Raw genomic sequence first — 14,054 nt, 5'->3', positions numbered from 1 at the left:
GGGGCGCCGCAATGAGCGGCGCCCCCCTTCCGGCATGCTCGCTCAGCCCGCGTCCGCCGGCCCCGTCTCCGGGACCAGCACCGTCATCAGGGCCCCCGCCTCGTCGACGGTGAAGGCCCGCCCCGGGACGCGGTTCACCCGGATCACGTTGTGCGGCAGCCGCAGCCCGAGGATGTCGCCCTCACCGATGGTCTGCGGGGACAGCAGCAGCCCCTTGCGCGAACGCCGCACCTGGCCGAGCCACGGGCTGAGCGGGGACACCAGCGCCTCGGCGGGACCGGCGACGGCCAGGCCGATGGAGCGGTCCCGGCCCGAGGAGGAGATGTCCCGCAGCATGGTGTCCACCGGCGACATGGACATCAGGTCGGCGTCGTCCACCATGACGACCACGGCGTCACCGGCCGCCGCGAGCGCCGCCCGCAGGTCCTCCTCGCTCGGCGCGGCCGACGGCAGCACGACCGCCTTGGCATGGCGCTCCAGCCCGCGCAGCGGCGACTCGCGCGGGGTGATGGCCACCACGCCCGTGCCGGAGCGCAGCAGGGACGCCGCGAGGGACAGCAGCGCGGTGCTGCGGCCGGACCCGGGCGGGCCGACGATCGTGTACGTCGAGGCCGTACCCGCGAAGTCCACCCACACCGGCGCCACGTCGTCGCCGCCGAGTCCCTGCATCGCCATCAGCGGTCCGCGAGGAACGGCGCCGACCCGCTCGTACGCCTGCCGGAAAGTGATCGTCGCCGGGAGCGACTCGATACGGAAGGGTCGTGCCGAGGCGGGTACGGCCAGGTCCCGGGCGGCCGCCTCGGTGCCGATCCGCCGTAGCGCCTCGGCCTGTTCGGGGCCGCTGTGGCCGCCCGGCAGCATGGCGACCTGGAGCTCGCCGCCGGTGTCGGTGCGGAAGGCGCGGCCTGCCGGGATCACCGAGGGGATCTGTTCGCGGGGGATGCCGTTCATGGTGTAGTCGCCGACGTCGTTCAGGCGCAGCAGCAGCTTGTTGTCGTTCAGCGCGGCGATCCGCCCGGCCATCAGCGCCCGTTCGGAGGTGGCGACGACGTGCACACCGGCCGCGGCGCCCTCCCGCAGCAGCGTTCCGACCTGGTTGATCATGCGGCCGTCCTCGATCTCGCCGACGAGCGCGCTGAGTGTGTCCCAGCCGTCGATGAGCAGCATCAGGTGCGGCGGGCGCTGGTGGGCCGGCAGGGCGGCCCGGAGTTCGGTGACGTTGCCGGCCGAGTGGGCGGTCATCAGCTCCTGGCGGCGGGCGAGTTCGGCGGTGAGCCGATTGAGGAGGCGGCCCATCCGTTCCAGGTCCGTGCGGGGCACCACGGCACCGGTGTGCGGAAGCGTTTCGAGCGCCGACAGGGCGCCGCCGCCCGCGTCGATGGCGTAGAAGTGCAGGTCCGCGCAGGAGTTGGCGCGGGCCAGGGCGCTGGCGATGGTGCGCAGGGCCTGTGAGCGGCCGGAGCGGGGCATGCCCAGGACGTACAGGTGGGAGAAGGTGTTCGGGTCGAGGAAGACGGGTGGCTGCGCCTGGAGCCGGGGCAGGTCCTCGCGGGCCCAGGCGGCCGGGGCGAGTCGTCCGTCGGCGCCGGGAGCCGCCGGTTCGGGCAGGTCCGACAGGGTCAGGGTGTCGGCGAGCGGCGGCAGCCAGGGGCTGGGCTGCGGCTGGTGGCCGGCCGCCTGTGCCGCCTCCACCAGCGCGTCGACCAGCGCCATCAGGTCGGTCGGCCCCTCCTCGTCGTCGAGAAGGGCGAAATCGTCCTCGGCGTCTTCGGGCGCGTCCACGGGACGGCCGAGGCCCTGCCAGGACAGCGGGGTCATCCACAATCCGGTGTCGTCGTCGGGGAGTTCGGCCGACTGCTCCTCAGTGCGACCGTCCTGCGGCCGCGCTGCCCCCACGTAGGCGGTCTGGAAGCTCATCGCCGACCGGTGCCCGGTGCGCACCAGGGCCCGCCCCGGTGTGGCCGCCGAGATGCTCGCCGCGTCCGGGACGTCCAGGACGTCGCTGCTCTCGACGGCGTCGGTGACGCGCAGCGAGATCCGCAGGTTGGTGTTGGCGCGGATGTCGCTGGTGACGACACCGGCGGGCCGCTGGGTGGCCAGCACCATGTGCAGGCCGAGGGAGCGGCCGCGCTGGGCGATGCCGACGAGGCCGGGGATGAAGTCGGGGATCTCCCGGGCGAGGGTGGCGAACTCGTCGATGACGAGCAGCAGTCGGGGCATCGGCGGCAGGCTCGGGTCACGGCGGCGCAGGGCCCGGTACTCGGGGTGGTCCTTCGCGCCGACGGCGGCCAGCATGTGTTCGCGGCGCATCAGTTCGGCCGTCAGCGAGGCGAGCGCGCGCTGTACGAGGTGGCTGTCGAGGTCGGTGACCATGCCCAGGGTGTGCGGCAGCCGCACGCAGTCCTTGAAGGCGCTGCCGCCCTTGTAGTCGACGAGCACGAAGGTGAGTTCGTCGGGTCGGTTGACGGTGGCCAGTGAGGCGACGAAGGTCTGGAGGAACTCGGACTTGCCGGAGCCGGTGGTGCCGGCGATCAGGGCGTGCGGGCCGTCCTTGACGAGGTCGAAGGCGACCGGCCGGTCGAAGCCCTGGCCGACGAGCGCGGTGGTGGAGGCCGGTCGGCGGTTCCAGCGCTCGGTGACCTCCTGGGCGGTCGGGGGCTCCAGATCCAGCAGGTCGAGCAGCGAGACGCTGTCGGGCAGTCCGCCGCCCGCGTCCGGGGTGACGTCGTGCACCGGGGCGATGCCGCGGGCCAGGCGTTCGGCCCACTCGGCGGTGACGTAGTCCGGGCGGATGCCGGTGATGTCGGGCAGACCGGTGCGGCGCAGCGTGAGGGTGTCCGCGGCGATGGACACCACCGCGCTGGCCTCCTCCGGCAGCATGCGCTCCTCCCGGTCCAGGCACAGCAGGTGGATGCCGCGCAGCGGCCCCTCCTTGAGGACCTGCACCATGCCGGGGACGTCCCGCAGTTCCCGCGCCCCGTCCAGGACGACGAACACGTCGGGCTCGCTGAGCAGCGCGCCGCGCATCGTGGCCTGCTGCGCCTGGTTGCGGTTGCGGATGACGTTGATCAGCTCGGTGACCCGGTTGGCGACGGTCTCGGGGTCGTTGCCGAGCAGGATGACGGGGGCGTTGTCCTGGGAGGCGGACAGGCCGGAGCGGGCGTGCGGCAGCCAGCGGGCCCATTCCCAGGCGTCGGCGGCCTTGGTGTCGGTGAGCACACAGATCTTCAGGTCGCGCGGACTGTGCAGGACGGCCGCCTGCGCCACCGCCCAGCGGGCCAGCGCGCGGGCGGGTTGTTCGGGCCCGGCGACGCCGACGACCTGGCTGCCCGCGAGGTCCACCCCGATGGGCATGTCGGGGATCTGCCAGTGGGCGGTGCGGTGGTTCTCCTCGCGGGAGCCGTCGTCGATCTGGAGCAGCGACTGCTGCTGGGTGGTGCCGATCCGCAGCACGAGGTTGTCGGGGTCGGTCGGCCGACGCTCCCACAGCCGGGCGCCGGGTCCTACGGCCATCAGCCCGACGACCGCCGGGTCCGGCGCGGAGGCGACGCGCACCCGCCGTTCGTGGTCCACCCTGTCCCGTACGTCCGCCTCCAACGAGGTGCGGCGCAGGCGGTAGTTGGCGACGCCCTCCAGATACTCCTTACGACCGCTGCGTCGCCCGCTGATCCAGTTGCCGACGCCCAGGACCGGGCTGAGCACCATGAACATCAGGTAGAGGACGGAGTGGAAGAGCCACACCATGGCCACGCCCATGAACATGGGCGCGATGATCACCAGGAAGGGCAGGCCCCTGCGCTTGGGAGGTTCGGGCGGGCCGGGCAGCCGGAAGGTCTCCGGCTGGAGCGGGGGCAGCAGGCGCGGCGGCCGGTTGAAGTCGAGGCTGGCCTTCGGTGAGGCCACCAGGGCGGCGTCGGCCAGGGTGGGCCGGGCGGCGCGCAACAGGTGTTCTCCGAGGACGAGTTCGCCGTCCAGTTCCCAAGGCGTCCAGCCGCGCGGCAGCCCGTCGTCCTCGTGTTCCTCGGGTCCGGGGTCGGGTTCGGGCGGCAGTGCCACCACGTCGGCGCGCGGTCGCGGCGGCGGCGCCTCGGGGAGCGACAGCCGGACCTGTCCGTCGTCCTCGGGCAGCACGGCGAGAACCGTTCCGTCCGGACGTACGGCCAGCCGCAGCCCTTCCTCGGGCACTCCCCTGCCGGTCAGCGGCACCGAGCTGCCGGCCCGGGGCCCGATGAGGTGGGTACCGATGCCGAGTTGGTACACCTGCCCGGCGTCCGGGCCGCCGATGACCTGGATCTCGACCACGGGGGCGGAGCCGGGCGCCGTGGGCGTGGGCATCGCGTCACGGGCGGGGCCGTAGGCCGAGGCGGCGTCGGTGACCGGCCGCCCCAGACCGAGGGTGCTGCCGTCCCGGATCCCGGAGGAGGCCAGGGCGAGATCGGGGTCGAGCAACCGGTCGCCGAGGTAGAGGGGGATCTCCTGCGCGGAGGCGCCCGCGTCCGGCTCCGCCTCCTCGGGCGCGGCGACTCGCTGCGCGGCGGAGAGCTGCGCGGCGAGCCTGCGGACGGGGGTGGCGGCGGCCGCGTTGACGAGGACGTCGCGTTGCTCCCGCGTCTGGTCGTCCACGGTGGTGACGAGGAACTTCACGACTCGTTGCGCCTCTCGGCTCGGGGGTTCTCGAAGGGCTCGGGGTCACCGGTGCCGGCGCCGGCGCCGGCACCGGCTGCTGAGACCCCGCTGATCTCCGGCTCGGCGAACAGGTCGCGGATGGCGGGAGCCACGGGTTCCGCGGAGGTGGAAGCGGTGGTGCGGAGGGGGTGGGTGGCGGAGGCGGCGGTGGTGGAGGCGGCGACGGGTGTGGTGGGGGCGGAGGACGAGGCGATGGCGGCGGGCTCTGCGGGCAGCGACAGCCCTGGCCGGGCACCGCGTCCGACGGGCTCCAGCACGGGACGACGCGGCTCCGGGCCGCCGACAGGAGCCCCCGGGCCGACCAGAGGTGGTGACTCGGCAGGGTGCCGCGAACCGGCGGAAGACCCAGACCCGGCAGGGTGCCGCGAACCGGCGGAGAGCCCAGACCCGGCAGGACCCCGCGTACCGGCGGACCCCGACCGCACAGCGCCACTCGCCGACGGGACCCCACCACCCGGCGGCCGTCCAGCGCCACCGCCGGGCCCCCCGGTGCGGGCCCTGCGCATACCACCCCTCCGGGCAGCACGGGCGACCGCCGGGCCGAGGGGCGCGGCGTCGGTCTCGATGCCGAGGCCAGGTGTCTCGGTACGACCGCGCGAGTTGACCCGGATCTCCCAGCGATGGACGGAGACCGGCCCGACCACCACCGCGCACAGCGGCCCGGCACCAGCCAACTCGGCCAGCCGTGCCGCCTGTTCGTCGTCCGGCGCCGCGCACACCACGACCACCGGCCGGGTGCGGTCGGACATCAGGTACACGAGGGAGTCCAGCAACTCGTCCAGGTCGGGACCGTCGAAGCGGGGATGCACTCCGCGCGCCACGACCACGTCGGCCGGGCCGCCCGGCAGGTCGAGATAGGCCGCGACGGCCTGGACGAAAGCGCGGATCGCCCGGCGTTCGCCGTAGGCGTTGAGGATGCAGGGCCCGCGCATGAGGTCGAGGAAGACCACGCCGTCGTCGCTCAGTCCGAGCGGCACGAGCACCCGGTCGGTAACGGACGACAGCCCGTCGCCGACCTCCGGGTCCACGGTCTCCTCTGCCGTACCCGTCTCCTCCGCCCGCGCCGACGGCAAACGCTCGGCGTCGATCGCGGAGGCGTACCAGAGCAGCGGATCGTCATCCGTCTCCCACGGCTCCCGGGGCTGTGGCAGGCCCCGTCCCGCCACGGACACGGCCACCTCGCCGTCGCTGCGCCGGGTAGCGGGCCGGACGGCGACCGCGAAGGCGAAGGCCTGGGGCGCGGTGGGGTGGACGGCGACGTCGACGCCGTCGAGGGCGTGCCGGGCGACGGTCACGGGTCCGTCGGACGACAGCAGCCGGGTCAGTCGTCGTACGGCGGCGCGGAAGCGCAGGAACTCGCGTACCGGCTCGGAGAAGGCCTGGCGGGTCAGGCGCACCTGACGGGCCAGTCGGCGCCAGGCCCGGCGTCGGCCGCCCTGCCTGCGCACCAGCCAGCGCCCCAACAGCCATACCAGCAGCAGGAGTTCGGCCAGCGCGAGGATCACGGCACTGACACCCGAGTTCCAGGAGAGAGCGAGCGTCCGGTCGGCCTGCGCCGCCGTTGTCCAGACTTCCATCGGACCCGCCTGATGGATGTGCACGAGAACCCCTCGATATGTCGCCGACCGGAGAACGACCGGATGTCTGAAGGGCTACGACACATATACCGGGCGTGTGCTCACTCACCCCGGCCCTATGGCCGCGCCGGCCGCACAGGTGTGACCGCGGCACGTCTTCCACCGCGGTCACTTCCGAGTCTAAGCGGAAACATGTCCACTGCACGCGCGACCCTCTCCCCACGAGGCAGACACATATGCTCTTCGGCGACATGTCATGATCACAGGCTCAGACTCAAACTCACACTCACCGAGGACGAGACCGACGTGAACGACTTCCATCCCGGCCGCAGACGCCTGCTGAAGATGTTCGGCCTGGGCGCCACCGCGAGCACGGCGGCCATCCTGCAGGCCGACCCGGTGCTCGCGGCGACCCTGGGGTACGACGAGAAGACCGGCGTCTCCCCCGCCACCTACCGGGCTCCCAAGGGGCTGGCGCGGAACACCGCGGCCAAGCAGACCGCCCTCGACTGGATCGCGGCCGAGGAGGGCGCGATCACCAAGCTCAGCGACGAGGTCTGGCAGCACGCTGAACTGTCCCTGCGCGAGTGGAAGTCCTCCCTCGCGCACGCGAAGTTACTCCAGGACAACGGCTTCACGGTCACCTGGGGCGCCGGCGGTTTCCCGACCGCGTTCGTCGCCACGTACGGCACCGAGGGCCCCGTCATCGGCTTCAACGCCGAGTACGACGCCCTGCCCGGCCTGTCGCAGAAGAAGGGCGTGGGCACCCACGACCCGCTGGTCCACCACTACGACGCCTACGGCCCCACGTACGGCGCGGGCCACGGCGACGCCCACAACGCCCTCGGCGCGGGCGGCACGGCAGCCGCCATCGCGGTCGCCCGGGCGATCCGCACCAACGGGCTGAAGGCGACCGTCAAGCTGTTCGGCAGCGCGGGCGAGGAACAGCTCGTCGGCAAGGCGTACGCGGCCAAGGCGGGCGTCTACGACGGCCTCGACGCCTTCCTGGACTGGCACCCCTTCAACATCACGGTGCCGTTCTGGAACACCACCAGCGCACTGATATCGGCCACGTTCACCTTCCTCGGCGCCTCCGGCCACGGCGGCACCCCGCTCGGCAACAAGAGCGGGCTGGACGGCGCTCTGCTGATGGCGACGATGTCGGAGTACCTGCGGGAGAAGAACGTCGCCCCGTCCGGCCGCTTCCACTACGCGATCATCAACGGGGGCGGCGCCCCGAACGTGACCCCGGACATGTGCTCCATCTGGTTCTTCGTCCGCGAGGGCAGCCCGGCGCGCGCCAGGGTGCTGTACGACAAGATCGTGGAGTGCGGCAAGGCCGCGGCCCAGGCCAGCCAGACCCGGCTGGTGCACAAGTTCCACTCCGCGACCTGGAATCTGCTCGCCAACAAGGCCGGTGCGGAGCTGCTCAACGACAACATGCGGCAGCTCGGCGCGCCGAAGTTCACCGACGCCGACCACGCCCTCGCCAAGGCGGTGCAGAAGTCGCTGGGCAAGCCCGAGGTGGGCATGCCGACCGAGCTGACCCCGCTGGCGCCTCCGGCGGCGGCCTACACCGGCGGTCTGGCCACCGACACCGCCGACATCAGCTGGCAGGCGCCCACCGCCGTACTGCTGTCCGCCACCTATCCGCCCGGCATCCCGAACCACAACTGGGGCGCCACCGCGACCGCGGCCACCAACATCGGCCACCAGGCGCTGCTGTCCGCCGCCCGCTATCTCGCGGCGGGCGCGATCGACCTGATCGAGCAGCCTGACCTGCTGGACGCGATGAAGCAGGAGTTCAAGGACCGTACCGAGGGCATCACCTGGACCTCGATGATCCCGGACGGCAACCAGCCCCCGCTCTACGAGCCGCCCGCCTCGTTCCTGAAGGCGACCGGCCAGTCCTGGCCGCCGAAGGGCGTGACCTGGCCGGTGCCGCCGGTCGTGTCCACCGAGCAGCTGGGCGGCACGGGCCCCGCCCTCGCGCCGGTGACCTGACGGCGAGAGCGCCCCGCACACACCTCCGCCCGTGGTCGTCACGCCCCCGCGACCGCGGGCGGAGGTCCGGGTGACTTACGTCAAGACTCACGCGGTCCGCAGGACCTGTCGTCAACTGACCGATGTGCCGCCGCCGTGCCGGGCGAAGAGTGGTGAACACACACTTCGTCCCTCGGAGGGGAACTCCTGTCATGCACCGTGATCAGTCACCCCTGCGGGCGCGTTCGGCGCCCGAGCTCGTGCCCGCGCTGCACCTGGATCTCGACCAGATGCTCGACGAGTTCACCCGGCAGCCGGTCGTCGCTGTCCTGCGTTTCGACCCGGACCTGCCCGCGGTGATCACGGTCGAGTTCATGTCGGAGCGCGGACCGGCGCTGGTCTGGCGCCTCGGCCGTGAGCTGCTCCATCGCGGTCTGACGGCGATGAGCGGTTCCGGCGATGTGCGGATGTGGCCGATGGCACCCGGGGAACGGCCCTCGTCCTGGCTGCTGTTCGAGTCGGAGGAGGTGAACGCCCTGTTCGAGGTGCCCATCCCGCCGTTGGCGACGTGGCTCGACGCGACCTACCGGATCATCCCGGCCGAGGCCGAGATGGACGGTCTGGACTGGGACGGCTTCCTGCGGGAGCTGCTCGAAGGCCCGGGAGTATCTCCCGAATGACCGCCGCCGGAGCCCCGGAGGGATGACTTGCCTCCCTCTGCGTCACCTGTCAGAGTGGTGACGCGCAGGGTTTCCGTCCCGCCGACACCCCTGTGCCGAAGGCCGCACGTGTGCGGCACATGAGGAGGACCGAAGTGAGGACCAGCAACCCGTTCCTGTCCCGCTGGGGCGGCGACCGCGCGGCCGGCCGGACAGCCGCGCCCGCGGGCCGCCCGGTGGGCGCCACGGTCGGCGGCCATCCGGCGGACGACCACGACCACCTGACCAACCCCTACGCCCCAGGCGCCGACGGCTCGCTCCGGGCCGACTCGACCGCCGTCACCATGGACGACGTCGTCGTCCGCACCGCGACGACGCTCGGCACCGTGGTCCTGACGGCCGTCCTGTCCTGGCTCCTGCTGCCTGTCGACGAGGCGAACGTCGGCCACTCCTACGGCCTGGCCGTAGGTGCCGCCCTCGTCGCCTTCGTCCTGGCGATGATCCAGTCCTTCAAGCGCACCCCGGCCCCGGCGCTGATCCTCGGATACGCCGCCTTCGAGGGCGTCTTCCTGGGCGTGCTGTCCAGCACGGTCTCCACCTACATCGCACCCGGCGTCGTCGTACAAGCAGTCCTCGGCACCTTCGCGGTGTCCGCGGGTGTACTCATCGCCTACCGGATGCGCTGGATACGTGTGACCCAGCGGTTCGCCGGCTTCGTCGGCGCCGCCGCGACCGGCTTCGTCCTGCTGCTCCTCGCCGACCTGCTCTTCTCCGCCTTCGGCGCCGGTGACGGCCTCGGCTTCCACAGCGGCGGTCTCGGCATCGCCTTCGGTCTCGTCGGCGTCGTGCTCGGCGCGGCCTTCCTGGCCCTGGACTTCAAGCAGGTCGAGGACGCCGTCACGTACGGCGCCCCACGCGAGGAGGCATGGCTGGCCGCCTTCGGTCTCACCACCACCCTGGTGTGGATCTACCTGGAGGTGCTGCGCGTGCTGTCCCTCTTCAACGGCGACAACTGAGCGCTCCACCAGGGAAGGGGCACGCGCGGCGGCGCGTGCCCCTTCGGCATGCCCGCGCGCGGGCGCACTGGTTGAACCCGCCAGGAACCCCGATCGTTCTCCTGGTGACGACCGACCGCCGCAACGGGAGAGACACCGCATGAGCCTTGACGAGCAGTGCCCCCACCAGGCCGCGAGGGTCGTCATCGACCCCGCCTTCAAGGCGGACGCCCCCACGCGCTACGCCCGCCTGCGCGAGCTCGGCCCCATCCACCCGGCCGAGTTCCACCTCGGCCTCAAGGGCTGGGTGGTCGTCGGCTACGACCTGGCCCGCGAGGCACTCACCCACCCCGCCCTCCTCAAGGACGCCACCCCCGCCGCCGAGGCCCTGACCGCCGCAGGTTACGTACTCAACAAACCCTCCGTAGGGCTCGGCGCGCAGATGATGGAGGCCGACCCGCCCGAGCACACCCGGCTGCGCCGCCTGGCCTCGGCGGCGTTCACCCCACGCCGTACGGCCGAACTGGCCCCGCGCATCGAGCGGATCGCCCACGACCTGATCGACGCACTGCCGCCGACAGGTGAGATGGACCTCGTGGAGGCTTTCAACTCCCCCCTCCCCGCCACGGTCATCGCCGACCTCCTCGGCATCCCCGACGAGCACCGCCCGGACTTCCGCCGCTGGTCGAGCCTGGCCCTGCGCGTGGCCTCCCCCGAACACCGCACGGCACTGACCGGCCTGCACGGCCTGCTGGCCGGCCTCCTCGCGGACAAACGCCGCAGCCCCGAGGACGATCTGCTGTCCGCCCTGGTCGCCGTACGCGACGAGGAGGACGGCCGGCTCTCCGAGGAGGAACTGGTCGGCACGGCACTGATGCTGGTCGTCGCCGGCCACGAGAGCACCGTGAACCTGCTCGGCAACGCCGTGCTGGCCCTGCTCCAACACCCGGACCAGCTGAGGCAGCTGCGCGAGAACCCCGAGCTGATGCCTGGCGCGGTGGAGGAGTTCCTGCGCTACGACCCCTCCGTCGAGCGCTCCACCAGCCGCTACGCGGCCGAGGACCTCGAACTCGCCGGGGTGAAGATCCCCCGGGGCAGCATGGTCGTCGTGGCTCTCGGCGCGGCCGGACGCGACGCCCCGCAGGCCGAGGACGCCGACCCCGCCGTACTCGACGTGACCCGCCCGGCTGCCCGGCACCTGGCCTTCGGCCACGGCATCCACTACTGCCTGGGCGCCCCGCTGGCCCGCCTGGAGGCGACCATCGCCCTGCGCGTCCTGCTCGCCCGCCTCCCCGAGCTCCAACTCGCGGTACCGGCGGACAAGTTGGAGTGGATCGGTTCCGGCATCATCCGCGGGGTACTGGCCCTGCCGGTGCGCTACCGCGTCGGCTGAGCACGCAGATGACGGCTGACGTCACCCACCAGATGGATCAGGACCCGGCGCTCGGTGAACCGCCAGCGCCCGTCCGCCCGCTCGAAGCGGTCGCGGTAGCGGCCCGCGGCCACCGGCTGGAGCGGGAAGTCGGGCAGGGCCTGGAACACCGTGACGTACGAGCGCGCGGCGGCCGTGCCCGCCTCCTCGTCGAGGTCGACGGCGATGTTGGTCGTGACGTGCTGGGTGCGGGGCGTGCCGTCCTCGTAGAGGATCACGCTGTCCCTGAGCATCTTCTCCACCCCTGCGTCCCGTCCGAGGACGGGTGCGCCGCTGCCGATGAACACGGCGTCGGCGAAGAGTTCACCGACGCCGGCGAAGTCCCCGGTGTCGACCAGCTCCGCGTATGAGGCGATCAGGTTGGTGATGGGTGTGATGTCCGCAGTCGTACTCATGGCGTGAAAATACCTGTCCGGTCGGGTGTGGTCGGGCAACGCTTCGACCCGCGGTCCGGTACGGGCCGCGGGTCGAAAGACGGGGTGTGAGCAGGTCACACGGTCCGGGTGCGCAGCTGGCGGGACTTCCAGCCCAGCAGCAGGGCCTGGAGGATGAACCACACCCCGCCGCCGGTGGCGTACACCGACAGGACGTCGAGCGAGGGATTGTCGCCCGCGGCCTGGATGTTGTAGGTGATGCCGACGAGGAACGACAGCCCGCCCGAGATCAGGGTCGGCCACTGCTTGCCCAGCTCGGGGCCGCGCCGCCGCAGTCCGACGACCACCTGGGCGGCACCGGAGACGATGGCCCAGGCGCCGAACACATGGAGCACGGACGCCTCGTCACCGGCGCCGGCGATGCCGATCGCGAGGGCGGCCAGGGTGCTGAGGACGCCGTTGAACGCGGTGACCCGGCGCTCGGAGCCGTTCGGGGTGGCCCGGTAGTCGATCAGCGAGGAGACCGCGTCGATCAGCGGGTAGGCGACGAGCAGGGTGATCGCCACGGCGTCGAGGTCCTCGTGGGCTTTGGCGAAGGCCAGCGCCCAGGCCACGGCCAGGACACCGCGGCCGAGGTACAGCCGCAGCAGGGAGTCGCGTTCGCCTGTGACCGTCGGCGTCGATGTCTGGGTGCTCATGGTGGTTCGGGCCTCTCTCAGGTCAGGGGTTCGGGGTCGGGCCGGTCAGTGCCGGGACGGGAGGACGCAGGTGAAGCTGGAGGCGTCGGCCGTGTCGCCGTAGCCCCGGTAGTGGGAGACCCGCGGGTAATTGCAGAGGTCGCGGTCGACGCTCTGCCCGTCGGCGTTGATCAGGGTCGCGGGCAGGGTCTTGGGCGCCTTGCCGTGCTCGACCCAGGCGGTCAGCGCGCCGAGGTCGTCGGTGGTGCCGTCACCCTTGTTGAGGCCGCAGTGGACCGTGCCCGGGGCGAGGAAGAGGCGGTAGAAGTCGTCGACCTTCTTGGCGCTGCCGAGCTCTTGCTCGACCCGCTCGCGGTACTGCACGGTGCCCTGCGCGGGGATGTACTGGTCGGCGTCGCCCTGCCAGGTCAGCAGCTTGCCGCCGGACTTGCGGAAGGCCGACAGGTCCGGGTCGTCGGTGCCGATGACCTTGTCGTACTCGGCCTGGGACTGCTTGAACAGCTCCGTGAACCGGCTGTAGGTGATCGTCGAGAGGTCGAGCGAGGGGGCCTTGGCGACCCACAGCCTGGTCCAGGCGGCGGGCACCGGGAACGGGTCGGCTCCGGCCAGCGCGTTGATGTCGGCGCCGATCGGGACGCCGTACCAGAGCTTCTTGCCCGAGGCGGTGCGCGGGCCGTCCCAGATCTTGCGTACGACGGTGGCGTCGGCCGCCGTGATGGTCAGCTCCCTGCCCTCGCACACGACCTTGGTGCCGATCAGCCGGCGCGGGTCGAAGTCGCACCGGGACGGGTCGTTGACCAGGCCGTCCTTGGCGCCGTCGAGCGTGTCGCAGGCCTTGACGGCGGCGGCGGAGAAGGCGTTGAACTCACATGACGACGGGTGGGTCTTCTCGTTGTTCATGACCACCTGCGGCCACAGCGTGGCGACCTCGAACTCGTCCCAGTTCACGGCGGGCGCGTTGGCGAGGATGCCGTCGTAGTCGTCGGGGTAGCGCTGGGCCTCCATGTAGCCCTGACGGCCGCCGGTGGAACAGCCGTTGAAGTAGGAGTACGCGGGACGCTTGCCGTAGATCCCGTCGACGACCTCCTTGCCGACGACCGATGCCTCGTGCTGGGAGCGGGAGGCGAAGTTCTTCAGCAGCGCGGTGTTGACCTGGCCCTGGCCGTTCAGCGCCCAGCTGGTGTCGAGGGCGTCGCCGACGCCGGCATCGGTGGTGACGGCGGCGTAGCCGTTCTTCACGGCGGTGGCCAGGCCCGGGTTGTTGTCACCGGCCAGGTAGGCGGCGCCGCCGAGCCCTTGGAAGCGGCCGTTCCAGCCGCTGGCGGGCAGCCAGGTCCGCACCTGGGCGTGGTCGTCGGCGCCCGGGTGGGTGAGGGTGACGGTGACCTCGCAGTAGGCCGGGACGTCGGTGACCGTGCCCTGGAGGATGCCGGTGCCCTGGATGGTGCCGCCGGGCCGGCTGACCGCGGTCACGGACTCCACCTTGGTGCCGGTGGGGGCCTTCACCGAGGGTGCCGCGCAGTTAAGGAGCGTGGAGGTGGTCTGCGGCTCCGCCGAAGCGGTCGGCAGGTACACCGCCGCGGCGAGCGGCACACCGGCCGCGAGAACAGTCAGCAGTCGTCTCATGGGTCATCCATCCAAGAAGTAGGT

9 protein-coding genes are annotated in these 14,054 nt (G+C 72.0%); 4 read left to right on the top strand and 5 right to left on the bottom strand.

The genetic code is table 11. The annotated features are described in order from the left end of the window. Positions 1–42: 42 nt before the first annotated feature. Both ACIHIX_RS44835 and ACIHIX_RS44830 read right to left on the bottom strand, forming a co-directional pair. The gene (locus ACIHIX_RS44835; RefSeq protein ID WP_399966413.1) at positions 43–4,644 is read right to left on the bottom strand and encodes an FtsK/SpoIIIE domain-containing protein; all 4,602 of its coding nucleotides are present in this window, start codon (positions 4,642–4,644) and stop codon (positions 43–45) included. Next, complete coding sequence (locus ACIHIX_RS44830) at positions 4,641–6,263, bottom strand: hypothetical protein (protein WP_399966411.1); 1,623 nt, start codon at positions 6,261–6,263, stop codon at positions 4,641–4,643. The genes ACIHIX_RS44835 and ACIHIX_RS44830 overlap by 4 nt, the downstream gene beginning before the upstream one ends. Before the next feature lie 306 nt (positions 6,264–6,569). Here ACIHIX_RS44830 and ACIHIX_RS44825 point away from each other — a divergent pair, with 306 nt between their 5' ends. The 4 genes from ACIHIX_RS44825 (at position 6,570) to ACIHIX_RS44810 (ending at position 11,293) form a co-directional block, all read left to right on the top strand. After that, complete coding sequence (locus tag ACIHIX_RS44825) at positions 6,570–8,267, top strand: amidohydrolase (protein ID WP_399966410.1); 1,698 nt, start codon at positions 6,570–6,572, stop codon at positions 8,265–8,267. 191 nt (positions 8,268–8,458) lie between these two features. Next, positions 8,459–8,926, top strand: coding sequence for an SsgA family sporulation/cell division regulator (locus ACIHIX_RS44820; RefSeq protein ID WP_399966408.1), 468 nt, complete (start codon positions 8,459–8,461; stop codon positions 8,924–8,926). A gap of 134 nt (positions 8,927–9,060) precedes the next feature. Continuing rightward, entirely contained in the window at positions 9,061–9,921 is an 861-nt protein-coding gene (locus ACIHIX_RS44815) for a Bax inhibitor-1/YccA family protein (RefSeq protein WP_399966407.1), read from the top strand. A gap of 139 nt (positions 9,922–10,060) precedes the next feature. Beyond that, positions 10,061–11,293 (top strand): cytochrome P450, encoded by a 1,233-nt coding sequence (locus tag ACIHIX_RS44810; RefSeq protein WP_399966406.1) that lies wholly within the window; start codon positions 10,061–10,063, stop codon positions 11,291–11,293. Here the strand turns inward: ACIHIX_RS44810 and ACIHIX_RS44805 are convergent. From ACIHIX_RS44805 to ACIHIX_RS44795, 3 genes are all read right to left on the bottom strand, one after another. Then, positions 11,278–11,727, bottom strand: a complete 450-nt coding sequence (locus ACIHIX_RS44805; protein WP_399966405.1) for a nuclear transport factor 2 family protein — start codon at positions 11,725–11,727, stop codon at positions 11,278–11,280. The two genes, ACIHIX_RS44810 and ACIHIX_RS44805, sit on opposite strands and share 16 nt — an antisense overlap. Before the next feature lie 95 nt (positions 11,728–11,822). Then, positions 11,823–12,404: a DUF308 domain-containing protein gene (locus ACIHIX_RS44800; protein ID WP_399966404.1), complete on the bottom strand. Its 582-nt coding sequence runs from the start codon at positions 12,402–12,404 to the stop codon at positions 11,823–11,825. Positions 12,405–12,449: 45 nt separating this feature from the next. Beyond that, a complete protein-coding gene (locus tag ACIHIX_RS44795) occupies positions 12,450–14,030 on the bottom strand; it encodes a tannase/feruloyl esterase family alpha/beta hydrolase (protein WP_399966402.1) in 1,581 nt (526 codons plus the stop codon). Positions 14,031–14,054: the final 24 nt, after the last annotated feature.

It is taken from the genome of Streptomyces sp. NPDC051913 (assembly GCF_044593635.1).
In the GTDB taxonomy this organism is placed as follows: domain Bacteria; phylum Actinomycetota; class Actinomycetes; order Streptomycetales; family Streptomycetaceae; genus Streptomyces.
This window is presented reverse-complemented; position numbering and strand designations above follow the sequence as displayed.

Coding starts and splice junctions, on each gene's coding strand:
- ACIHIX_RS44795 (WP_399966402.1), bottom strand. CDS start 14,030: ATGAGACGACTGCTGACTGTTCTCGCGGCCGGTGTGCCGCTCGCCGCG.
- ACIHIX_RS44810 (WP_399966406.1), top strand. CDS start 10,061: ATGAGCCTTGACGAGCAGTGCCCCCACCAGGCCGCGAGGGTCGTCATC.
- ACIHIX_RS44820 (WP_399966408.1), top strand. CDS start 8,459: ATGCACCGTGATCAGTCACCCCTGCGGGCGCGTTCGGCGCCCGAGCTC.
- ACIHIX_RS44800 (WP_399966404.1), bottom strand. CDS start 12,404: ATGAGCACCCAGACATCGACGCCGACGGTCACAGGCGAACGCGACTCC.
- ACIHIX_RS44830 (WP_399966411.1), bottom strand. CDS start 6,263: ATGGAAGTCTGGACAACGGCGGCGCAGGCCGACCGGACGCTCGCTCTC.
- ACIHIX_RS44805 (WP_399966405.1), bottom strand. CDS start 11,727: ATGAGTACGACTGCGGACATCACACCCATCACCAACCTGATCGCCTCA.